Below are 23,037 nucleotides of genomic sequence, written 5' to 3'. Positions count from 1 at the left end.
GAGTCTCTATGTCGCAACGCTTACTGTGGGTGATGCTGTTCGGATGGATGATGTTCGTCGGATGTTCGCATAATTACTATATGCGGTCCGATGAACCGAAAGATGAAACGGAAAAAGAAAAACGCCGCAAAGAAATAGAATCGGTGTTTATGTACAAAATAAAACCCGGTTACGTGATCCAAATTCGTACGACCAACGGTGATATGCACCGCGGCGTGTTTTATTCGTACATGGACGGTATCGTTTCCATGCGCATCTACGATTCGTTTCGCGATTTCGAATTATCGGACATCAGCGGAATAAAATATGATGTACAAGGCGGTGAAATGAAAACCCTTGTATTCAGTCTGATTTTAGTCATTATGGTTTATATTATTTACGAATTTTCACAGGAAAAACACTAACATGGCGCGCGACGTCAAAGCAGAAAAATTACCGCAAACACTGCTACTCAAAAATGTTCGACTTTTGGATCTGATACATAAATCGGATCAGGTCGTGGATATACTTGTCGCCGATGGCCGCTATGTGCGCATCGGTAAATGCGATGATCCTGCGGATAGAGTGATTGATCTCTCCGGCAAAATCGTTACGCACGGTCTTATGGATATGCATGTACATTTGCGTGAACCCGGTCGCGAAGATAAAGAAACCGTTTGGACCGGAGCTAACGCAGCGATGGTGGGCGGCTTTACGGCTATTGCTTGTATGCCCAATACAACGCCGCCGATAGATACCGCCGATACCGTACAGTACGTAAAACATAAAGCGCAAGGCCATCTGGTGGATGTGCATCCCGTGGGGTGTGTCACCAAGGGACGTGAAGGTAAAGAATTAGCAGAAATCGGAAGTTTGGTCGAAGCCGGCGCGGTCGGAATTACAGATGACGGCGACCCGGTGTACAATGCGGAAATCATGCGTCGTGCGCTGGAGTATGTGAAGATGTTTAATATCCCTGTGATCGAGCATGCAGAGGATAAACAACTTTCTAATCGCGGTTCGATGAATGAAGGATTTACCAGTACGCGATTAGGGTTGAGAGGGATTCCGAGCATTTCTGAAGAGGTCATTGTGGCGCGGGATATCTTACTCTCGGAATATACGGATGCTCCGGTTCACATCGCACACATTTCAACGGGCGGAACCGTGCGTCTGGTACGCCAAGCGAAACAACGCGGCCTCAAAGTGACTTGTGAAGTGTGCCCGCATCACTTTACATTGACAGACGAAGCGGTGGAAAACTACAATACCTTCGCTAAGATGAATCCGCCGCTACGCACATCTGCAGATATCGAAGAAATCAAGTTGGGTTTGCAAGACGGTACGATTGATATTATCGCCACCGATCATGCGCCGCATACGATCGAAGATAAAGAATGTACGATGGACGAAGCATCGTTTGGCATCACCGGTCTGGAAACATGCGTCGGTATTACGCTCAATGATCTCGTACATAAAAGCGTGATTTCGCTGGAGTCGGCCTTGTACAAATTGGCTATCGCACCCCGTAAACTTCTGCATCTTCCGCTGCCGGAGTTTGTCATCGGTGCGCAAGCCAATCTGACCATTCTCGATACGGAAATGCGCTGGAAATACGACGTGCATCAGACGTGTTCGAAATCAATCAACACACCGTATCACGATTATGCGATGAAAGGCAAAGCCGTCGGCGTTATACATAACGGAAAAATTTTCTACGCATCGTGATTTCCTCGGAAAAACGCATGACACCGGATGAATACTACACGATCGCCGAATCATGTACTTCCGAAATCAAAGTTAAAGGTTCGAAATTTATCGGGTATGCCGCGCCGGTTCAAGATAAAGACGGCGCCGAACAGTTTTTGCAATCTATTCGTAAAAATTATTTTGATGCCACGCATCACTGCTTCGCTTACCAAGTGGGTTTAATACCTCATGTTTTGGTTCGCCTCAGCGATGACGGCGAACCTTCCGGTACGGCGGGTAAACCGATTCTGCAGGCCATAACGGCTAAAAACTGGACGGATATTATCGTCATCGTCGTTCGATATTTCGGAGGCACCAAGCTTGGCACGGGCGGACTTGTACGTGCGTACGGTGATTCGGCCGCGGAAGTTCTTTCGCGATGCCGTGCAGAACAGCGGCTGATCTATGAAAACCTTCGGATACAGTTTCCATACGATGAAATCAATACGATCATGCGCTGTGTACATCATGCCGGCGGGAAAGCAGGGGACACTGTATATGCAGAGCAAGCCACGATGGATGTTGCGATTCGCAAAAATGAAGTTTTGCACTTCTGCGATGCGATAATTCATCAGACCCGTGGCCGTGCTACGGTGATCTCAGTGTGAAATTTATGCGCTGGTTTATATTTTTATTTACTACTACGCTTTGTGCACAAACCGCAACAGAGCGTATTGTTTCTGTTTCCATTCACGGTAATCGTATCGTGAATGACAAAACAATCTTATCTCTGCTCTATCACAAACCCGGTTCCGTTTTTGATCAGGAACAATCTCGCAATGATGCGATGCGTATTTTAGAATACTATCGCGATCAGGGTTATTTGGCGTCGTCCATTGATTCCATTCAACAAAAACCAACCGAAGGCGCAGGCGGCATACAATTGATTTTTTTTCTATCCGAAGAAAAACAAGCTAAGCTTGGTTCTGTGCGCATAAGCGGCGAATCGGATATTTCAGCTTCGCAGATTACGGAAGTTATGCGATGGAAAACAGGTGATATGTTCTCACCGGATCAGTGGACGGCATCGGTAAATCGCATGCTGGACTGGTTTGAAAACAACGGTGCGCCGTTTGTACATATAGCGCTTGATTCGGTCTGGATGCGGCGTGATGCGGAGTCTGATTTTATAATTGATGTCCTGTTGCATATCAAAAGACGTATCGTCAAACCGGTCGGTGAATTTATCGTTCGGGGAAACGAAAGCACCAAACCGCTGACTTTGACGCGTGAAATGCGCATGAGATTACCCCGCGGTTATGATCACCGCGCCATTCAAGACGGTCTTACGCGTATCCGACGATTTCCTTTTATTCGCAATGCGGAGCTTACGTCGGTTACAATGAGACCGGATTCCCTGTTGACGGTATGGCTGGATGTCGAGGAAGATCGTGCCAATACAATGGACGGGATTATCGGTTATGTCCCGCGTGATGCGGCGCGTGATGAAAAAGGATACTTCACCGGGTTGATTCATGTATCGTTTTATAATCTTTTTGGAACGGCGCGGCAGTTGAGTATGCGCTGGCAAAAGAAAAATCGCCTTTCACAGGATTTGATGCTGCAGTACACCGAACCGTGGTTGGTCGGATGGCCTGTCAACGGACGCATAGCCGTGCAACAGCAAATCGAAGATTCGTTGTATTCGCGCAGCGCCTGGGAGATGGAATTGCAAACTGAAATTACCCACGATTGGTCAGTTTTAGCGGGGGTGCGTTTACAGACGGTGGAACCCGCCGATCCGAAAACAGCATTTATATTTAATACACCGCAGAGCGATGGTTACGCATGGAATGGCGGCTTGACCGGGGATATGCGTGACGAACAAATCAATCCCCGCAATGGTTTATATTATCATACGGTTTTTTCGTATGGACGTACACGGGAAAAAAATTGGACTCTGTCATCCGACGGTACGGATACGATCACCTATGGCGGCGAGCAAAAAATCATACGTTCGTTTTCCCAATCCATCCGCACACAAACATGGCGAATGGATTTGGAAATTTACCGTGAACCGGTCCGTCGCTGGGTTATTGCAAACGGGTTACATTTTTCAGTGTTCAGGCCCGGTCGTGATGTGGCGCCGCTGAGTGAACAGTTTTTATTTGGCGGGCTAAAAACCCTGCGCGGTTATACCGAAGGCTTTTTTAGCGGAACGCGCGTAGGTTGGAACAATTTGGAGTTGCGTTATGTTACAGGGCGCGCTTCACGATTGTTTGTATTTTACGATCAAGGTTATTATTACCGCAGAGTATATGCTGATTTAGAACGTACGAAAATTAATAAACAAGACGGTTTCCCATGGGGTTATGGTTTTGGTATGCGATTTGGAACGCGGCTTGGGCAGTTTGCTCTGGACTATGGTCTCGGTCAAAACGATCGTCCGTCGGAGGGGAAAATCCACTTTGGTTTTATAGGTACGTTTTGATGAAAAAAAGATGCTTCTGCAAAAATTACACATAAAAAAACCGCAGTTTTTAGGCTGCGGTTTTTTGTTATAAAAAGTTCGCTTTATAATCCGGAAGCGGTTGCGCTTAAAGCGTCAAGTTTTGCCAGCAATAATGCCGGGTCAGTTGTACTGGCAAAACCACCATCCAACTCTTGAATGCGGGCAAGACAGGCTGACATATTGCCTGTATGATAATAACCGTAGGCTTGCATAAGACGCATGGTGCTGATGGTAATATCTTTGTAGAATTCAAATTCGAATGTCGGTTCTTTGCGTATTACAAAACCTGCACGTTCGACGATATGCGTAAAATCTTTATTAGCCCATGACGCAATAGCCCAGCCTGCGTAACCATGCACAAGTGAATCACCCGCGGCCAGTTCGAAATAATCCACCGATGCCGGGATATTGTCCAGTTTCATGGCCGTCCACCCGAGTCCGGCGTAAGCTTGACCGGGTTGCGTTTCGATAAGGGCCTCAAAACTGGTTTGTGCTTCAGTGTATTGACCGTTTATAAAAAGCTGCCATGCATCCCCGAGAGGGTCGGTCGCCGGATCCTCGCTGCATCCTGTGCTGAGCGCGATCATCAGTGCGCCGGCCAGCCATACTTTGAAGTGTTTCATAATCATGATCCTTTGTTATATAATTTTTTATATACCGTACGTTATTTGATAAACATCATTTTCTTAGTCACGTTGCCTTTATTGGTTTCGAGGCGATACAGATACACGCCGCTGGCCACCGTGGCACCTTGTGCATTGCGTCCGTTCCATACGAATTTATGATATCCTTCGTTGCGCTGACCGTTGAAAAGCTCAGCGACGCGTTGCCCGAGGATATTATAGACGACCAGTTTGACGTGCGAGGCTTCGGGAAGACCGAATTCGATCGTCGTCGTGGGGTTGAACGGATTGGGATAGTTCTGCGCCAACGTAATTTCTGAAGGCAAGTAACGATGTTCGTCATTGTACTGAATCACGATTTTACCAAGCGATTTGGTTTGAAGTGCAACGCTACCGTTGCGACCTTCCCCGCCCAGATAAACCAATGAACCGTTTTCTTCGCGGTAGAAACCGATTTTACGTTCGTCGAAGTTGGCGTATTGCGTTTGTAATGTGTTGATCCATGTTTCATCATAAACGGCCGTCAGCGTCACGGATTTCTCAAGCGCTACGGTGCTGATGATGTCCCATGATTGGATATTGGCATTCGCAAAATCGGTCGCCGACTTGGACGTACCTTTCGATAAACCGACAGGGTCGCCGTCATAGGTTTGCGATTTGGTAATAATCATAAAACCGCTTTCACTGATAGCGCCTTTAGTGCCGTTGATACGCAGACCTTCCGCTTCGACAGCCAAAGTTTGATCTTTGGTCAATGAACCGATCGTGTACGTTTTGGAACGCGTACCGATGTTTCCGGCAATGTCCGTACCGGTAGCGTCGATCTTGAGGGAACCGGCTGCGGATAATTTGTACTGCGCATAGTACAGGTTATTAACGCCGGATACGGCATCAAATGTCGGAGCGGTGACACTGACATCATTAAATTTAAATGCGGCAGATCTAGCGCTCAACGCCTCGCTGCTATACATGTAAATACCAAGGTACTGCTTGAGTGCAATGACGCTTGTCACGCCGAGCGTAAGCGTAGGCGCCACGTTTTCTAAACCGGTGCCCGCAAGCGGAATACGTACGTTTCCGATTTTGATGGTGTCTAAAAGAGCGCCGGTGGTCTGCGGTTTAAATTTAACAGCTAACGTAACCGTATCACCGGATTTGATGGTGATAGGGAATACGGTCGAAGTCGTCGCTTTGAAATGAGCGCCGATGGTATATCCTGTAAGAGGGATTTGACCTACGCTGCTGTATACCTTGACGATTTGGGCCGTGCTGCTATCGGCAACGCGAATCGAACCGAAATTAGCCGGTGTAGTATTAAAGGCCAACGTACCGGTTTGACCGAAACCGCTCATCGGGATGCTCAGTTTGCCGCTGTTTGATGCGTTACTGATCAGGTGGATCGTGTCAGCGCTCATCGCCGCAAATGTTAACGGCTTATATTTGGCGGTAACGACAACAGAGTCTCCTACGTGCAGTAAATAGGGCAATGACGGTGTAAAGCTGACACTTGTTTCACCGCTTGTTACCAGTGAAGAACCGGTTATTTGAACGGGACCGCCTGTGGCGTAGTAACGGGTTGAGGTTTGAGCGCTGTCACCTACTAACACATTACCAAAATCGAACGCCGAAGCGGCAGACGAAATGATTCCGGGCAAAGATTGTCCGGACAACGACACAGTAACGGTTCCGTTGGAGGCGTTACTTAAAACCGTAATGGTGTCGTTAAACGAGTTAAAATCAGACGGAATAAATTTCGTTTTCACGAGGATGGTGTCCCCTGCATTCAACGTAAAAGGTAATGCCGGCGTTACCGTCATCGAAAGTACATCACCTTGGGAAAGTGTGACGGATGTGATTTCGACCCGGCCTGACGGAGCGTAAATCTTTGTCGTCAATTCCAAGCTATCGCCCAATAGAACATTACCAAAATCTTGGGATGCAAGATTCGTCGCTACCGTACCCGGGAGCGGCAAACCGCTAAACATCAATTCCAGCATGCCATCGGATGAATTGTTTGCAAAGTATAGCGTGTCGGCGGAACTGGTAAATGTTGTCGGTTTAAATGTAACCGTCACATCGGCTGTATCGCCGGGCTTCAATATGTAAGGTAACGTTTTGTCGATCGAATAAGTGAAATAATTGTTCTGACCGAATATAGCTGATGTGATTTCTACCCAACCGCTTGTCGTGTACATCTGGATAGGAACGCTTGTGCTGTCGCCATTGAGTGTCTCCATCGCAAATCCGATGCTGCTGGCTGCTATTGTACCGGACGTTCCGGTTCCACCGATACGAATATCAAACACATTACCTTCACCGTAATAAATACGGAGTGTATCGGTAAGAAATCCAAAGTTAACCGGTTTGAAACGAACCTGTACCGTGATCGTATCCGTCATAAAGAGGGTGTCGGTTCCTAACGTAGCTAACATCTGTGCATTCGTTCCCAATACTAACGAACCGCTATTCATTACCACAGGATTACCTATGGCATAAATGCGCGTGGTTAGTGTGGCACTATCACCGGCTAAGACATTGCCGTAAGAAAGCGATGTGGTCGTAGCATGTACAGTGCCGGATGGTGTAGCGAATGGTGCAGAGAACGCCGAAGATTGTTTATCTAAAAATTGCGTTGCTGTTACATTATAACCGGGCAAGTAAAGTCCGTTGTATGACCATGAACCTTCGCCGTCAGCCGCGGAAGAACCGAGGTAGTAGCGTCCCTGATTTCCGGTGTCCTGGTAAACATATACCATGGCGCCAACCGAAGCCGTACCGCTGATGACGAAATTGGAAACAGATGTAATAGACGGAGCCGTGATCCCGTTTTGAGCACCTTCTTCGATCACGATACCTTCGGAAGTGTTTCCGTATATCGTATTGTTATGAAGGTAGGTCGAGAAAACACCGTTGCCAACCAATTCGACACCGTCGGTATTGTACGCAATAATATTGGCCGTGATCGAATCGTATTCAGAAAAAAATCCTTCGAAAACAGCTTCGATTTCAATACCGGCACCGCTATTGCCTATGGCGGTTGTTCCATTCGCGCCGACCCCGATATAATTACCACGAATGTCAATGTCATTTGCGCCGGGACGCTCCGCCTTGTCGCCGCCGCGGCCTTCAATGATTAATGCTTCACCGCCGCCGCCTTGACCGTCGCCGATAATTATCTCCGAGCTTTGCGCATAAACAGCAATACCTTCTTTACCGTTACCGGAGATAATATTACGACCGCCGGCCGTTTCATCGCCGATCAGAATGTGACCGGAGTTGTAAATCGCGATACCGTTGGAATCATTGGCTAATCCGGTATTACCGGTTGCATCAACGCCGATATAGTTGCCTAAAATAAAATTATCAGAGGCATCGCCGTTGATATAGATACCATCGCCGTCGTTTCCGGAAATAATATTACGACCACCGGTAGTACCATCGCCGATATAGTTATAATTGTGATTCGAGCCGTTGATGTAAATACCGGATTCTTTGTTGGGAATACCAAACATACCGGATGCATCGGTTCCTATCTTGTTGCCAAGAATCTGATTAGATACGGTGGGTGTATAAGCATAACCAAAACCGATACCTCCGTTGAGGTTACCGGAAATGATATTACCTTCGCCGGCTGCCGTACCACCGATTTGGTTATAAGAAGCGCCGTTTTGAAGATAGATACCGCGTTGACCGTTAGCTATGGCAAATGATCCTGTAGGGTTGGTTCCTACGTAATTACCGGTTACCACATTGTTGTTAGCTTCACCATACGAGCCATTAATCATGATACCGTCATAGGCGTTTCCTGATATTGTATTGGAGGAAATGATATTATTATTGCTGTGTTCAATATTCACTCCGTACATACCATTGCCGAGAGCCGTGGAACCGTCGGCTGTTATTCCAATATAGTTTCCTTTGATAGTATTGTCATGTACTTGGTAGTAGTAAAAATTAATACCGCTACCGGCGTTTCCGGAGATAACATTGCGTCCGCCGGCCGTACCATCACCGATGGTGTTATTTACGATGGAGGCGCCTTCGCCGGTTAGAGTGTTAAAAAAGATACCGTGATTATTGTTGCCCACGCCGACATTGCCGGTAACATCCGTACCGATATAGTTGCCCAGTATCGAAGTTCCTTCAATGTGTCCGTTGTTGTCGGTCAACGATATACCGTCGCTGCTATTTCCTGAAATAATATTGCGGCCTTCGGCCGTGCCGTCGCCGATTATTGTGTTAAGCGCTCTGTTATAGATGGATATACCGGGACCCGAATTGGGAAGTGCCGTTAAACCGTCTGTAGCGATACCGATATAATTGCCGAGAATCTTCGTGTTATTCACGGACGTGGAAGCGCCGTTGAGATAAATTCCGTATTGTTGATTTCCGCCAATGATATTTCTACCGGTTCCTGTGCCGTCGCCGATCCAGTTACCGCTGGAGCCGCCATTGATCAAAATGCCATGGGCGTTACCATGAGTTGACATACCGTCGGCTGAAACGCCGATATAGTTACCAAGAATCCGGTTATTGTCTCCGTTGATAAAGAGGGATCCTCCGCCCGAATAATAATCGCCGAAACCACCGATCACGAGCCCGCGAATGACGTTGTTGGATGATTGGATTGACAACCCCGTAAAATATCCGCCGCCTTCGCCCTCCGGTGAGATCGAGATATCCGGTTTGCCGTCATCGTTGCTGTCCGCATCAATCACGGTATAGTCTGTCGAGATCGCGGGAAGTTCTGAATTTAATGTAATACTGGAACCGATGGGTATGAGGAACACAACGGTATCTTTCTGTGTTGAAAGATTGGTCGAATCAATAGCTGAACGTAATGATCCGGGACCGGAGTCATCTGTATTTACAACAAACCACTTACCGGGTGTGGCGGATGGTATTGCTGTTACATAGTTTGAATACGGGCCTACATAACCATTGTGATCCATGGCTTCGACGCGGAAATAATAGATGGAACCGTTTTGAAGTATGCCGCCCGAAGGACCTTTGGTCACCGTTTTGGTCGTACCAAAAATTCCGGTCGTGGTAGAGTCAACAAGTGTATAGCCTTCGTTATCCGCGCTGACATAAATGAAGTATTTGCTTACATCCGACTTGTTTGTTGAACCCCACATCAAAGTAACGGAATTGACGCCGGAAGTAACGCTAAGACTGTCCGGTGCAGAAGGAGCGCCGTCAATCGTGAATTGAGCCGCCGATTGAAATTTGGAATTGCGATAAACTTGATCAATCGCTTCGACACTCCAGTAGTAGGTGCCATCGGATAGACCGGATAAGCGCCATGAATTATTATGACTTGTGTTGCCGGATTCCTGTACATAGCGGAATCCTCCGGCGTTGCCACTACCTACGACTTTGGCCAATGGAGACATTACGTCCACACCGGCGGAGGTTTTACCTACGCGGATATTGTAAGTCAAACCATCCTGAGGTGTTTCGGCATCCGTTGATTTATTCCAATTCATCGTGACTGTATCCATGACGGTCACAGCGCTCAGTCCGTTAGGATCGGATGGTGGTGTATTGGCTGTTGCCCAATCGTTGTTATAGAGTTTCGTGACAAAGGATGTATTGCCAAAACCGTCGTCGTAAATACCTTCGATCATGATATCCAAATCACCGTCGCGGTCGTAATCAACCATTGCCGATGCGGCTTGGGCGTATGAGCTTCCTGCAATAGGATTAATACCGGTTTGTAATTCGGTAAAAGTATCTTCGCCGTCATTACGCATAAGGATGGAGCGTATATCGGCGGAACCTTCACCACCGGCATGATTACCGGCGAAGAAAAAGTCAAGATCGCCGTCGTTATCAAAATCACCCGCAGAGACGGAAGCTTCAGAAAGACCGATAAAAGGATTGGATTCAAATCCGGTAAAACCGGTTCCGCTTAGATTTTTAAGAACGCCCGCATCACGGGAACCGCCGCCGATAGCGCCGCTGTATACGATATCTAAATAACCGTCGTTGTTATAATCCGCCCATATCGCAGTACCGCGATGAAGCCCGCTTCGATAGCCGCCTTCCCCGGGCTCGGTAAACACATCATTACCGTCATTGCGATAAACATGGAGATTACCGCCGCTATAACTACCGTTGGTTGAACCTAAAATCAAAAGATCAAGATCGTTGTCTCGATCATAATCGCCCCAAGCCGCTGAACCTCCGGAGTATCCGATGAGACCGATGTCTATTTGAGTAAACAGATCATTTCTGTCATTTCTGAAAAGCATGGAATAGTTATCCCCGCCTTCGCTTCCTATCGAACCCATGACAAACACATCCTGATCACCGTCGTTGTCATAGTCACCCCAAGCCATTGCACCGAAAATGGCGCCTTGGATATTATTTAGGATTTCTGTAAAAGTACCATCGCCGTCATTTTTATATAATTTAAACGGGCGCGTTCCGCTGCCGCCGCTTCCCATATAGGAGATGTCCGGAAGTCCGTCATTGTTATAGTCGCACCAAGCCGCCGTACCGCGATGAATTTCCTGAGCTAGGCCCACGTCAACTAAAGTAAATGTTCCGCCGTTATCGTGGCGATACAGTTTGATCGTTCCGTTTTGATAGGGAGGATAGTAGTCGTTATTTTCCGAACCGGCGACTAATACGTCATAATCGCCATCGTTATCATAATCCGCCCATTGGAATTTTCCGTCAACGACTTGTGAAAAATTCGTTCCGGTAACTTCTTTAAAGGAAGTCGTCGTCACGAAAATGGGGTTAGATTTTTCCGACTCGGAGCCCGATGCATCAACGGTCGATATGTAATAAGTGAAATTTGTGAATGACGGTAATTCACCGAATGTTATCGTCGTGTCGGTCAATCCGCCTGTCGTAGAATCCCACAACATCGTGGATTCGCCGTCAAAAGTATAAATATAATATGCACGTACTGCAGAGGCGTTGCTGGGATTCCATTTTAAGGTGATGGAAGACAATGTATTGGTAGATTGTAAATTATACGGTGAGAATGGCCGCATTGCTCCGGATGCCACTGTTGTTGATGCGGAGAAACTCTCTAATCCGCCCGTCCAACCGTTAGGCCCGGCGTCATACGTATATATCAAACCGGAAGGCTCATTAAAATGATGCAATAGGGCAACACCGCTTTCATCTCCGCGCAGAGATTGATTGGCGTAAGAATAAACTTCTTTGTGTGAGAGGGCGCGATCCCAAAAACGGAATTCGTCCAACTCGCCGCTAAAGTATTCATTCCCGCCATTTGGCCAACCTGAAGTAGTAGCCCTACCGATTTGGTTTTTGATCATGCTTAGATGATTGAGCGGTCGACCGATAATTGAGTCACACAGCTGGCCGTCGATATATAGGTATTGATTGTCATTACCGGCAGTAAGCGCGACGTGATGCCAATAACCATCTGACACAGGTCGAAGTGATCGCATGACAGAATTATAATCGCCGATCCACAATTGAGATTGAAGATATCCATCCATGCCAACATAGATTACAGGTACATGCTCTGCATTCGAGGCGTCATTATAGCCAAAAATGCCGCCGGAAGTTGTGGTTTTAAACCATGTTTCGATGGTCATTTCGGACCGTGATCGCACGATATTGTCTTCCAGTATGATCTGATCATCCACACCATCAAATATAAGCGCATTGCCGGGACCGCCGGTGTTAGGAACGGCCGCATTCATACGAAACGGTGTGGTTGCGCCGGAGTTTGTTGTCATCTTGACTGCGAAATAATACAGCGTTCCGTTAGTCAGTCCGGCTACGGTGTGGGATGTGTCAGATGGATTGCCGACGCCAGAGGAATGCGTTGCTACGATATCGGTAAATTCGATATCGGTTGCAGCCATCAATGTGTAGCTCGCAAAATCGGGATGAATGGATTTTTCCCAACGCAATTCGACCTGGCCGTCACCGGCTATGGCTTGCAAACGAGCCGGCATGAACGGCAACATGGCATCCGATAATGTTCTTTGCGGGGTTCCGCCGGTTGCTTCGGCGTGGTTGGCGCCGACATAATCGCCGGCATAATTGCCGCCGATTTCGTCAAAATGATATACCGATGCGAGCCCGTTTTCCGAACCTGTCGCCGGTGAAAACATTAATGAAACGATTTCAGATTCCGAACGCGCAACATTCCAGATGCGTACTTCGTCAATTTCTCCGTTGAAATATTCAGTATAGTTGGTAACGCCGATGGTGAAGTTGTGAGAAAAGGGAATCTCAGGGTTGTACACAACATTTTCCGACGCCATGAGTTTACCGTCGAAATACATTTTACGCGTCGTACCGTCATAGGTCGCTGCTACGTGGTGCCAGCTTCCGGCGATATTACCCGTGGAGATAGAGATATCATTGTTCCACCAATAGTTAATAATACCGTCGTCGGTAAGTCGCAATGCATTCGTTTGATAACTGTAACCATATTGTCCCCAACCCACAATACCGTGTACGCCCATCGAGTTTGGTTTGATCCAGGCTTCGATAGTATAGGCGCTGCTTCCGATGGGGATGTTTTCATTAAATGGCGCGGCATAGTAGTTGTTATCCGAAAACATAGCCGCACGTCCGCCGCTTTCGAATGTGGAAACCACGGCCAACCGATAATAATCGCTGGTGTCCGTGGCGGTAACAGCGCGCGCCGTGAGATAATACACCGTATTGGGAAGAAGTCCCGTGACAGTAAACGTCGTATCGGTGCGGGCCGAGGTAGTGCCGACCTGCGTCCTTACGGCATCGGATGTATCTGCGTAAACAATGTAGCCGGTGACAAAGCTATGTGGATCGGCATGCCAACCCACGGATACCGATGTGCCGCCGGTATATAACGATTTCGTCTGTTGGCGAATCATCACGCTGTCCGAAGACGAAGCGGTAAATGTGGGAGTGCCAACTAAAGTCAGATTATAACCGTTAACTGTTTGATCGCCCGTTAAGCCATCGGCGCTATTGTCTAAACGATAGGACGCTACTAAGTTTGTCTCCGCGCCGGTCATGGGCGTGGCGGCTGCTGTAAAAATTTCATTGTAAGATAATGCTCTATTCCACAGACGCACTTCGTCAATGGCGCCTTTAAAGAATTCTGAATTATTGAGCGAGTTGCCGCCGACCATATAGGAGCCCGAAGGATAGGCGTAAGTCATAGCCTTAGCGATCTCCGGATCCCCATTGATATAAAGACTAAAAAAGTTCCCTTTCTTAACGAGGGCAATGTGTGACCATTCGCCTATGTCTAATCCGCGACTCACGGAAGTGACCTGATAACCACCGGCAAGAATGATCAGATTGTTGCTTGCGGATGCATCAAGCATAAGCCCAAAACCGCTGAGCGAAGTGTGCCCGTCGTACATCAGCAACTGGTTGCTTCCGGTGCTTCCATCCCACTTGAACCAACCTTCCATGGTAACGTCTTCGTAAGTAGATAACGAACCGCCATAGTAAGCATACTGCGACGTACCGTTGAGTGTCAAAGCATTGTTCTGAGCGAAAAGACTCGCGCTACAGCACAATAAAACGCATAACATCACCGCGTTTTTCTTGAGAAAATCGTACATGAACCGTTTCATCGTGTGACTCCGGTTTGTTTATAAGTAAGAATGAATTTATTACGAATTTTCATGAGGAGAAATTACCTTAAAATATACTTCAACAGAGCTAGCATGTCAACAAATCATATATCTAATTTTGATGTATGCGGATCTCTATTTAAGAGTGTAATAACTGGAAATAGTTTGTAAAAAATTTGAATGTCTCTATGCACTTTTTTGCTTTTTAAACACGCAGCGCGTGTTATTTCGTCATCGGAGCTTTATCAAAAATTATACATGATTCGATTTCTCTGAAGTATGCCCTTAACAGGTCTAGCCATGGAACCTTGAAAAGAAAGAAATTCCACTCTTAATGTCTGTATTGCAGGTCACATTTTTTTGCGAAGCGTCAATATCCGGAGCGTAAGAAATAACAAAAATTCGCTTGACATTGAGCTTGTTTTAGTTGAATTTAGTAGGAAAGTGGGTTATAGTGGGTTAAAAAGGTTTATTAAGGAATAACAGGGTTTAAAGTGTATGCCTTCGTTTAAAGGCACGTACAACCACATATTGGATTCCAAAAACCGCTTCAACATTCCGGCGAAGATGCGCAGCGCGTTTGTTCCCGAGGATAAAGATACGGTGATCCTTACACGCGGGTTTGAACAGTGCATTTACATGTATCCATATTCGGAATGGTTGCGCCGTGAGGATGAGTTGCGTCAATTATCCAATATGGATTCCGACGCGCGAAAACTCGTTCGTTTGCTGATGGGTTTTGCACAAGAGTGCGAACTTGATAAACAAGGCCGTGTGATCATTCCCCAACCGCTACTTTCATTTGCAGGGATCGAAAAGGAAATCGTCATCATCGGCGCGCTCGAACGTATGGAAGCGTGGAATCCCAAACAGTATGATACGGCGCACAACGGGTTTGACCTCGAAACGACCGCCGCGAAATTTGTAAAGTTTTAATCCATGCCGGATTATCACATACCTGTTCTTTTACAATCCTGTATTGATTTTCTTCAGATTCGTCCCGACGGGTTCTACGTTGACGGTACACTGGGCGGCGGAGGGCACAGCGCTTTTATTCTTCAGCAAAACGATTCCTGTCGTTTGTTCGCATTTGACATGGATCGCGATGCCATAAAAGCGGCGGGTATTCGCCTTGCGGAATACGGTGATCGCGCGACGCTCATCAATGATAATTTTCGTCATGTGCGTTCGGCGTTAGCGGCTCGGGGTATCACACAGATCAATGGCATCCTACTTGACCTTGGCGTTTCTTCGCATCAGCTGGATTGGTCCGACAAAGGATTCAGCTATCGGTTCGAAGCGCCGCTCACGATGGCTATGGCCGATGACGCCGCATTCACGGCACGTGACGTAGTCAACGGATATTCTGAACAAGAGCTCGCCCGTATTTTTTTTCATTACGGCGAAGAGCAGCAATCCCGGCGTATCGCGCGTACGATCGTACAACAGCGAACGACGGCCCCGCTTCAGACGACCAAAGATTTGGCAGACTTGATACGGCGCATCATACCGGAGCGTCACGCCAATAAAACGCTGTCACGCATTTTTCAGGCAATCCGTATCGAGGTCAATGACGAACTGAATAATCTGCGTCAGGCATTAGCCGATGCGACGGCGATACTTGCGACTGGCGGGCGTATCGTGGTGATGAGTTACCATTCATTAGAAGATCGTATCGTCAAAGATTTCTTCAGAGATGAAGCGATGGATAAAATACTCAATACGCACTACCCCGAACTGTCCGAACCCAAAACGCCGCGACTGAAAGTCATTACAAAAAAACCTTATGAAGCGACGGACGAAGAAATACAACAAAATCCGCGTGCGCGCAGTGTCAAACTGCGTGTGGCGGAGCGGATATAGAAAAAATATTTTTTGAAATAAAATATCATGTCAACATACAGTGGAAATATTGTCGGCGTGGATTTTTCCGGCCGAAAGAAAAAAACGACGGAAACACCGGTTTCGCCGACGGAGCGCACAAAAACGGAAGACCGTTACGCGCGGTATTCCAAAGCGCCGGTAAAATCATCTGCGCGTGAAACCGAAACCGTGCGCGTTGAAACCAAGCCGGCCGTACAAGAAACAGTAGCGTCGGCGGCGGTCGAGGCATCCAACAAAAAAGGTATCACACCGCTTCGGATGTTTCTCGCTTTCGTCGTAGTGGCTATACTCATGTTGGTGTGGGTATGGATGTCCGTGACGGTACGTCAGGAAATGCTCATGTTGGAACAACTCAAAGACAAACAGCTTGAGGCGCAAAAGGCTAATGAGAGTTTACAAGCCGAAATCACGCGGTTGTCCAATTATGAACGCATTGCCAAAATCGCCAAAGAGCAATTGAAAATGAAACCGGCAACAGAAAAACCAGGTGTGATTTTTTTAGATACAGAAAAACAAAAAATGCTTCAGGATGCCGAAGCAAAAAAATATGACCCCTAAACCCGAACCTAAAATCCAGCCTAAAACAGATCACGCGACTTTTGTAAAAACGCGCGTAGAGCGTCTGCGTATTTTGGCGTTTGGCTTAGTGGCGTTTGCGCTGATCATCGTGGGGCGCTTATTTTTTGTACAAGTGGCCAATATCGGCGACTACGAGGCGATGGCCAAGCGGCAGTATGAGCGCCGGGCGGTGTTGGAAGCCGAACGCGGTGTAATCTATGACCGCAACATGCAGAAAATCGCCGTCAACCTGATCAACTATTCCTTCGCCGCCGATCCGAGTTTTATGAATGAACAGGACAAAGCGCGCGTTGCGGAAAATTTTTCCCGCGTTTTCGGTAAACCGAAGAACGAATATTTAAAACGACTCAACAAACCCGGTGCGTTTGTTTGGCTGGAGCGGCGCGTCAACGATCAGGTAGCTGAAAAAGTCAATGATTCGGTCAAAGGATTGATCAAATTGCAATCTCTGCGGCGCCACTATCCGTTTGGTAAAGCGGGCGCTGCGCTTCTCGGCATGACGAATATTGATAACGAAGGTTCGGCCGGTATTGAGCTGGATCAGCAGGCCACGCTCGGCGGGAAAGACGGTTGGGCGATCTTACAAGCCGATGCTCTCGGACGTTTGTATCCCAATCCCGATTACCCGCACGAAGATCCCGTCAACGGTAAAGATGTGGTGCTGACGGTGGATATGAATTATCAAATGGCCGCCTATCAGGTACTCGAAAAAACCGTCAAAGACTACAACGCCGATAACGCGACAGCCGTCCTGTTGTCTCCGCAAACAGGCGAAATTCTTGCAATGGTCAATTATCCCGGATTGGATCCCAATGCTCCGGAAACGTTTGATGCCGAGCTGCTGCGCAATCGCGCCATTACGGATTTGTATGAACCCGGGTCGGCATTCAAAGCCTTTTCTGCAGTAGCGGCGTTGGAAGAAAAAGTGCGCAATCCGGAAGACCGGATAAATTGCGAATGGGGAAAAATGACATTGTACGGACATGTCATACACGACACTAAAAAGCATGGCACGATTTCATTTACCGAGGTTGTTCAGAAATCCAGCAATATCGGCATTATCAAAACGACCGATCTGATCGGTTCGGAAAAACTTTATCAATATGTGCGTGCGTTCGGATTTGGCAACGAAACCGGCGTAGATCTCGAAGGCGAAACGCGCGGATTGCTGAGCCATCCCAGCACATGGTCGGGCCTTTCGCGTCCGATGATTTCCATCGGTCAGGAAATCGGGGTGACGCCGCTGCAGATGGTGACGGCGTACAGCGCGATAGCCAACGGCGGTACGCTGTACAAACCTTATATCATCAAAGGTGTGTACGATCCGCTGGAGCGAACACAAACTGAACATGAAACGCAGTTGATCCGTACGGTGGCTTCGCAAGAGACCATGCAGCGTGTCAGCCGTATGCTCAAAGAAGTCGTCGAAGGCGGAACTGGTCATCGGGCGGCGATCAAAGGTATCGAAGTAGCCGGAAAAACCGGAACGGCCCAAAAAATTGATGTGAATACCGGACGTTATGCGCCGAATTCCTATGTGGCTTCGTTTGCGGGATTTTTTCCCGTACAAAATCCGCAGGTTGCATTTATCGTAACGGTGGACAATCCGCGCCGAAGCATTTGGGGCGAAGCCTCCGCAGCGAATGCGACCAGGCAGATTCTCGAAAAAATTATCAATTCGTCGGATGATTTTGCCAAACACGTCAATCGTGTTTTGGCGGATCTTGATCAGGATACGACAGCCGGTGACGCCGCGATGACTGCACCGGATGTGAAATATCTCAATATCGCTGCAGCCAAAAATGTGTTGGATCGTATGAATCTCGAATTTCGTATCGCGGGAACCGGTGATATGGTGACGGCACAAGAATGGACATACGACCCGAAATTGAAACAGAACATTCTTTTGCTGACGACCGGAAATGCCGTTACGGTCAGTGAATCCGATACGTTGGACTTTCGCAAGAAACGAATCCCCGACGTGCGCGGCCTGAGTATGCGTATGGCGATGAATAAGTTATATGAGTCGGGAATTGATGTTAAAATAAAAGGCAACGGTTACGTGATCGCTCAATACCCGCGTGCCGGCGCCGTCGCCAAAAACGGTGAATCGGTCATCATTCAGTGCAAACCCAACCTCTAAGTGAAGGGAGAGGCGTATGGATTTTGAAAAGAAAAAAGAAGAATTGGGATTTCGCCATTTCGATCCTAAGACGTTTGAGCCCGGTGTTTTTTCACACAATGAGTTGTTGTCGGATATTCGCAATAATCCCGACAAACTGGATGTGCATTCCAAAGAATATTTTGACGAAACCAATTATAAACTGTTTCCCAAAAAGGATCAGTAATTCGTTATGCCCGTATTCACACCGGCGGATCTGAAAGCCATCGGCGAATGCCGAAATATTTTAGACACGTGGTCGGCATCGGGCGTTTCGACGGATAGCCGGGATGTACAAACATCCCAAATGTTCTTTGCATTACAAGGTGCCCGCTTTGATGCGCACGCATTTGTCCGCGATGTCGCGTTGCGGGGTATCGTATGCGTCGTGACGGCGGAGGCTTTTGCGCGTTATGCGTCGGCTTGGGAAAAGTTGCCGTTAGTGATCGTTCAAGATACGCTGAATGCATTGCAACGACTGGCCGAGAACCATCGCCAAAAATCCCGCGCCAAAGTAATCGGCGTTACAGGTTCCAACGGAAAAACAACGACCAAAGAAATGCTCAAAGCCGTGATGAGCAAAACATTTATCACGCAAGCAACCGAAGGTAACCTGAATAATGAAATCGGCGTTCCTTTGACACTTTTGAAATTGGAAGCGGATACGCAGGTTGCGGTTATTGAGATGGGTGCGGATCGCCCGGGTGATATCGAAACGCTGTGTCGTATCGTAAGGCCCGATTTTGGTATTGTCACCAATATCGGTAAAGCGCACATCGAACGCTTTGGCAGCGTCGAAGCCGTAGCGGAAACAAAAACGGCATTGTACCGGCATTTGATTGATCATGGCGTACGGTTTGTAAATACGGACGACCCTTTTTTACGCGATCAAACTGAATTGGCTGGCGATCTTGTTACGTACGGCATGAAGCAATCTGCGCAGTTTCGTGGAACGATACATGAGGTCAGCGACAAAGGATGCATCACACTGGGTATCGAAGAAGACAAATCACCGGTGATGCATATTCGGCTGGGTGTACCGGGTTTGCATCATGCATATAACGTTCTTGCAGCGGTAGCGGTGGCCAAACACATGCCGATGCCGGATGAAGCGATAGTACAAGCTTTAGAAGCGTATCGTCAACCGTCGAATCGTGTAAGTTTTAAAGAGAAAAACGGGATTACCGTGATGGATGATACCTATAATGCAAATCCCAATTCCATGCGCGCGGCAATGGACACACTGATGAGCATAAAAACATCCGGGCGCAAAATCGCGGTATTGGCGGACATGTTGGAACTTGGGGCGATGGCGGATAGCGAACACACCGACATGGGCGCATATGCCGCAGAAAAAAAGGTGGATGCGTTGTATCTCACGGGTCCGTTGGCCGCCCATGCAATGAACGGTGCACAAGGTATGAAGAACAAGTTTTATTTTGAAGATAAAGCCCGATTGATAGAGATGTTGAAAGAAGCCGTGAAACCCGGCGATGTGGTTTTAGTAAAAGGTTCGCGCGGTATGAAAATGGAAGATATTGTACAGGCAATTTTAGCATAGCGAAAAATTTTATGTTTTATTTTTTATATCAAATATTTGCGGATTCCGGGATTACCGGTTCCAATCTTTTCCGCTACATCACGTTTCGTTCGGCGATGGCGGCGGTAACGGCGTTGGCCATCAGTCTTTTTGTCGGACCGTTTATCATTCGCAAACTGCGCGAAATGCAGATCGGCGAGGAAATTCGTCTCGACGGACCGCAGTCGCATTTATCCAAGGCCGGCACGCCGACGATGGGTGGTCTGATCATTTTAGCATCCACATTGATACCGACGATGCTTTGGGCGGATTTGTCCAATACGTATGTATTGCTCGTATTGCTGGCAACGGCGTGGATGGGTGTGGTAGGCTTTATTGATGATTACCTCAAAGCGATTAAAAAAATGAAAAAAGGCCTCGTTGCGCGCTATAAAACGGCGGGCCAGATTTCTCTCGGATTGATCGTCGGTTTGGTAATGATCATGACACCGGAGTTTGAGCGTTTTGCAACGGTGACAACGATACCTTTTGTCAAAGATCTCAATTTTGATTTTGGATATTTTTATATACCGATGGTGATATTTGTAATTACGGCGACATCCAACGCCACCAATCTTACGGACGGGTTGGACGGCCTTTCGATCGGCGTCGTTTCGATCGCGATGACGGCCTTTGCGGTAATGTGCTATGTGACGGGCAATGTCAACTTCAGCGACTATCTTAATATCTTGTACATTCCGCAAGCGAGCGAACTTACGATTTTCTGTACGGCCATGGTGGGCGCGGGTTTGGGTTTCCTTTGGTACAACGCATATCCCGCTCAGGTATTTATGGGCGATACCGGCGCTTTGGCCATCGGCAGTGCGCTCGGTACGTTGGCTGTTTTGATCAAAAAAGAATTGCTTTTGCCGATCATCGGCGCGGTGTTGGTCGCAGAAAATATTTCCGTCATTGCGCAGGTGATGTACTTCAAATACACGAAGAAAAAATACGGCGAAGGGCGCCGGATTTTTTTAATGGCACCATTACACCATCATTTTGAACTCAAAGGTTGGCATGAAACCAAAGTGGTGACGCGGTTTTGGATCATGGCTATTTTATGTGCCCTGCTCACGTTGACTACATTTAAAGTGCGTTGAGCGTATGCGGGATGTGAAAGGAAAAAAAATAACGGTCATCGGCGCGGCGTCCAGCGGTATCGCCGCCGCCCGCTTGCTTAAGCACAAAGGTGCATCGGTTTTTGTCAGCGAATTCGCTTCGGAAGAAAAGAAAAACGAAGCCAAAGTTCTTTTACAAAACGAACATATCGCCTCTGAGTTTGGCGGTCACACCGAACGAGCGACGGATTGCGATTGGGCTGTCGTGAGTCCGGGCGTGCCATCCGACATTCCCGTTCTGCAAACACTGTATGCGCGGAATATCCCGGTGTATAGCGAAGTGGAAATCGCATCGTGGTGGATCCCGGCGCCGATCGTCGCGATCACAGGCAGTAATGGCAAAACGACGACGACAACATTGATCGGTGAGATTTTTAAACACGCCGGTCGTACGACACTTGTCGCAGGTAATATCGGCACGCCGCTTTCGGATTGCACGGAGACGTTGCCCAAAGACGGTGTAGCCGTCGTGGAAGTGAGCAGCTTCCAAGCCGAAGGGTTTGAATCATTTCATCCGCAAGTCGGCATCATGCTCAATTTGTCGCCCGATCATTTGGATCGGTACAGCGGTGTAGAGGCTTATTATGCAGCCAAAAAAAATATAATCAAAAATCAAACAGCGTCGGATGTACTGGTGGTTAATCAGGATGATGCGACGCTCATGCAACTGATCGACGATTCGAAGGCGCAGCGATGGACGTTTTCGTTACAAAGTATTCCGGAAAACGGCGCGTACGTAGAAAATGATATGTTAATGATGAAAATAAATGGAAAACCTGAACCGGTAATAGCCACCGGTGATATCGGTATTATCGGCCGGCATAATCTGTACAATGCCATGGCAGCCGTTTTGGCTGCAAAAGCACTTGATGTAAAGACATCGGTGATGGCCGAAACACTGCGATCATTTCGCGGTGTAGAACATCGTTTGGAATTTGTCGCGGAAAAATCAGGTGTGCGCTATTACAATGATTCCAAGGCTACGAACGTGGATTCGACCTATGTCGCATTGGATAGTTTTAAGAAAGAAAAAGTAATTTTGATTGCCGGGGGAAAACATAAAGGTTCGCCTTACACACCTTTGAAAGCGCTCGTGGAAGCGCGGGTGAAGAGCCTCGTACTGATCGGGCAAGCGGCGGACATTATCGCCGGTGATCTCGGTGCCGTGACCCGTGTGCAGCGCGCCGCATCCATGCAAGAAGCGGTGGAAATTTCTAAACAGACGGCCACGCCCGGTGATGTTGTTTTACTTTCGCCGGCCTGTGCCAGTTATGATATGTTCAAAAATTATGAAGATCGCGGCCGCCAGTTTAAAGTAGCCGTGGAAGGTTTGAAATAAAT

14 protein-coding genes are annotated in these 23,037 nt (G+C 47.7%); 12 read left to right on the top strand and 2 right to left on the bottom strand.

Going from position 1 to position 23,037, the window contains the following annotated elements:
* Positions 1 to 8 precede the first annotated feature (8 nt).
* Genes HUU58_08690 through HUU58_08675 form a run of 4 tightly spaced genes read left to right on the top strand, consistent with a single transcriptional unit; the run spans position 9 to position 4,159 of the window.
* Complete coding sequence (locus HUU58_08690) at positions 9 to 404, top strand: hypothetical protein (GenBank protein ID NUN45746.1); 396 nt, start codon at positions 9 to 11, stop codon at positions 402 to 404.
* Position 405: 1 nt separating this feature from the next.
* Positions 406 to 1,707 (top strand): dihydroorotase, encoded by a 1,302-nt coding sequence (locus HUU58_08685; protein NUN45745.1) that lies wholly within the window; start codon positions 406 to 408, stop codon positions 1,705 to 1,707.
* Positions 1,708 to 1,724: 17 nt separating this feature from the next.
* A complete protein-coding gene (locus HUU58_08680) occupies positions 1,725 to 2,336 on the top strand; it encodes a YigZ family protein (GenBank protein NUN45744.1) in 612 nt (203 codons plus the stop codon).
* A complete protein-coding gene (locus HUU58_08675; GenBank protein ID NUN45743.1) occupies positions 2,333 to 4,159 on the top strand; it encodes a BamA/TamA family outer membrane protein in 1,827 nt (608 codons plus the stop codon). The genes HUU58_08680 and HUU58_08675 overlap by 4 nt, the downstream gene beginning before the upstream one ends.
* 83 nt (positions 4,160 to 4,242) lie before the next feature.
* Here the strand turns inward: HUU58_08675 and HUU58_08670 are convergent, their stop codons facing one another.
* Both HUU58_08670 and HUU58_08665 read right to left on the bottom strand, forming a co-directional pair.
* A complete protein-coding gene (locus tag HUU58_08670) occupies positions 4,243 to 4,803 on the bottom strand; it encodes a hypothetical protein (GenBank protein NUN45742.1) in 561 nt (186 codons plus the stop codon).
* Positions 4,804 to 4,844: 41 nt separating this feature from the next.
* Positions 4,845 to 14,375: a VCBS repeat-containing protein gene (locus tag HUU58_08665; protein NUN45741.1), complete on the bottom strand. Its 9,531-nt coding sequence runs from the start codon at positions 14,373 to 14,375 to the stop codon at positions 4,845 to 4,847.
* Between the two features lie 498 nt (positions 14,376 to 14,873).
* Here HUU58_08665 and mraZ point away from each other — a divergent pair, with 498 nt between their 5' ends.
* From mraZ to HUU58_08625, 8 genes are read left to right on the top strand one after another with little or no spacing between them, the layout of a single operon-like run.
* Positions 14,874 to 15,311, top strand: coding sequence for a division/cell wall cluster transcriptional repressor MraZ (gene mraZ / locus HUU58_08660; protein NUN45740.1), 438 nt, complete (start codon positions 14,874 to 14,876; stop codon positions 15,309 to 15,311).
* Positions 15,312 to 15,314: 3 nt separating this feature from the next.
* Positions 15,315 to 16,238, top strand: a complete 924-nt coding sequence (gene rsmH, locus HUU58_08655; protein ID NUN45739.1) for a 16S rRNA (cytosine(1402)-N(4))-methyltransferase RsmH — start codon at positions 15,315 to 15,317, stop codon at positions 16,236 to 16,238.
* A 27-nt stretch (positions 16,239 to 16,265) separates the two neighbouring features.
* Positions 16,266 to 16,817, top strand: a complete 552-nt coding sequence (gene ftsL, locus HUU58_08650) for a cell division protein FtsL (protein ID NUN45738.1) — start codon at positions 16,266 to 16,268, stop codon at positions 16,815 to 16,817.
* Positions 16,807 to 18,981, top strand: a complete 2,175-nt coding sequence (locus tag HUU58_08645; GenBank protein NUN45737.1) for a PASTA domain-containing protein — start codon at positions 16,807 to 16,809, stop codon at positions 18,979 to 18,981. Before ftsL ends, HUU58_08645 begins: the two co-directional genes overlap by 11 nt.
* Before the next feature lie 16 nt (positions 18,982 to 18,997).
* Entirely contained in the window at positions 18,998 to 19,186 is a 189-nt protein-coding gene (locus HUU58_08640) for a hypothetical protein (GenBank protein ID NUN45736.1), read from the top strand.
* A 6-nt stretch (positions 19,187 to 19,192) separates the two neighbouring features.
* Entirely contained in the window at positions 19,193 to 20,560 is a 1,368-nt protein-coding gene (locus HUU58_08635; protein NUN45735.1) for a UDP-N-acetylmuramoyl-tripeptide--D-alanyl-D-alanine ligase, read from the top strand.
* An 11-nt stretch (positions 20,561 to 20,571) separates the two neighbouring features.
* Positions 20,572 to 21,678, top strand: a complete 1,107-nt coding sequence (locus tag HUU58_08630; GenBank protein ID NUN45734.1) for a phospho-N-acetylmuramoyl-pentapeptide-transferase — start codon at positions 20,572 to 20,574, stop codon at positions 21,676 to 21,678.
* 4 nt (positions 21,679 to 21,682) lie between these two features.
* On the top strand, positions 21,683 to 23,035 hold the full coding sequence (locus HUU58_08625; protein ID NUN45733.1) for a UDP-N-acetylmuramoyl-L-alanine--D-glutamate ligase: 1,353 nt from the start codon (positions 21,683 to 21,685) through the stop codon (positions 23,033 to 23,035).
* The last annotated feature ends 2 nt before the right edge of the window (positions 23,036 to 23,037 follow it).

This window comes from bacterium (genome assembly GCA_013360215.1).
GTDB lineage: Bacteria > CLD3 > CLD3 > SB21 > SB21 > JABWCP01.
The sequence above is the reverse complement of the archived record's forward strand: the minus strand, read 5'-3'. Positions and strand labels throughout refer to the sequence as shown.

Coding starts and splice junctions, on each gene's coding strand:
- HUU58_08680 (NUN45744.1), top strand. CDS start 1,725: ATGACACCGGATGAATACTACACGATCGCCGAATCATGTACTTCCGAA.
- HUU58_08645 (NUN45737.1), top strand. CDS start 16,807: ATGACCCCTAAACCCGAACCTAAAATCCAGCCTAAAACAGATCACGCG.
- HUU58_08685 (NUN45745.1), top strand. CDS start 406: ATGGCGCGCGACGTCAAAGCAGAAAAATTACCGCAAACACTGCTACTC.
- HUU58_08635 (NUN45735.1), top strand. CDS start 19,193: ATGCCCGTATTCACACCGGCGGATCTGAAAGCCATCGGCGAATGCCGA.
- rsmH (NUN45739.1), top strand. CDS start 15,315: ATGCCGGATTATCACATACCTGTTCTTTTACAATCCTGTATTGATTTT.
- ftsL (NUN45738.1), top strand. CDS start 16,266: ATGTCAACATACAGTGGAAATATTGTCGGCGTGGATTTTTCCGGCCGA.
- HUU58_08670 (NUN45742.1), bottom strand. CDS start 4,803: ATGAAACACTTCAAAGTATGGCTGGCCGGCGCACTGATGATCGCGCTC.
- HUU58_08625 (NUN45733.1), top strand. CDS start 21,683: ATGCGGGATGTGAAAGGAAAAAAAATAACGGTCATCGGCGCGGCGTCC.
- HUU58_08665 (NUN45741.1), bottom strand. CDS start 14,375: ATGAAACGGTTCATGTACGATTTTCTCAAGAAAAACGCGGTGATGTTA.
- mraZ (NUN45740.1), top strand. CDS start 14,874: ATGCCTTCGTTTAAAGGCACGTACAACCACATATTGGATTCCAAAAAC.
- HUU58_08690 (NUN45746.1), top strand. CDS start 9: ATGTCGCAACGCTTACTGTGGGTGATGCTGTTCGGATGGATGATGTTC.
- HUU58_08640 (NUN45736.1), top strand. CDS start 18,998: ATGGATTTTGAAAAGAAAAAAGAAGAATTGGGATTTCGCCATTTCGAT.
- HUU58_08630 (NUN45734.1), top strand. CDS start 20,572: ATGTTTTATTTTTTATATCAAATATTTGCGGATTCCGGGATTACCGGT.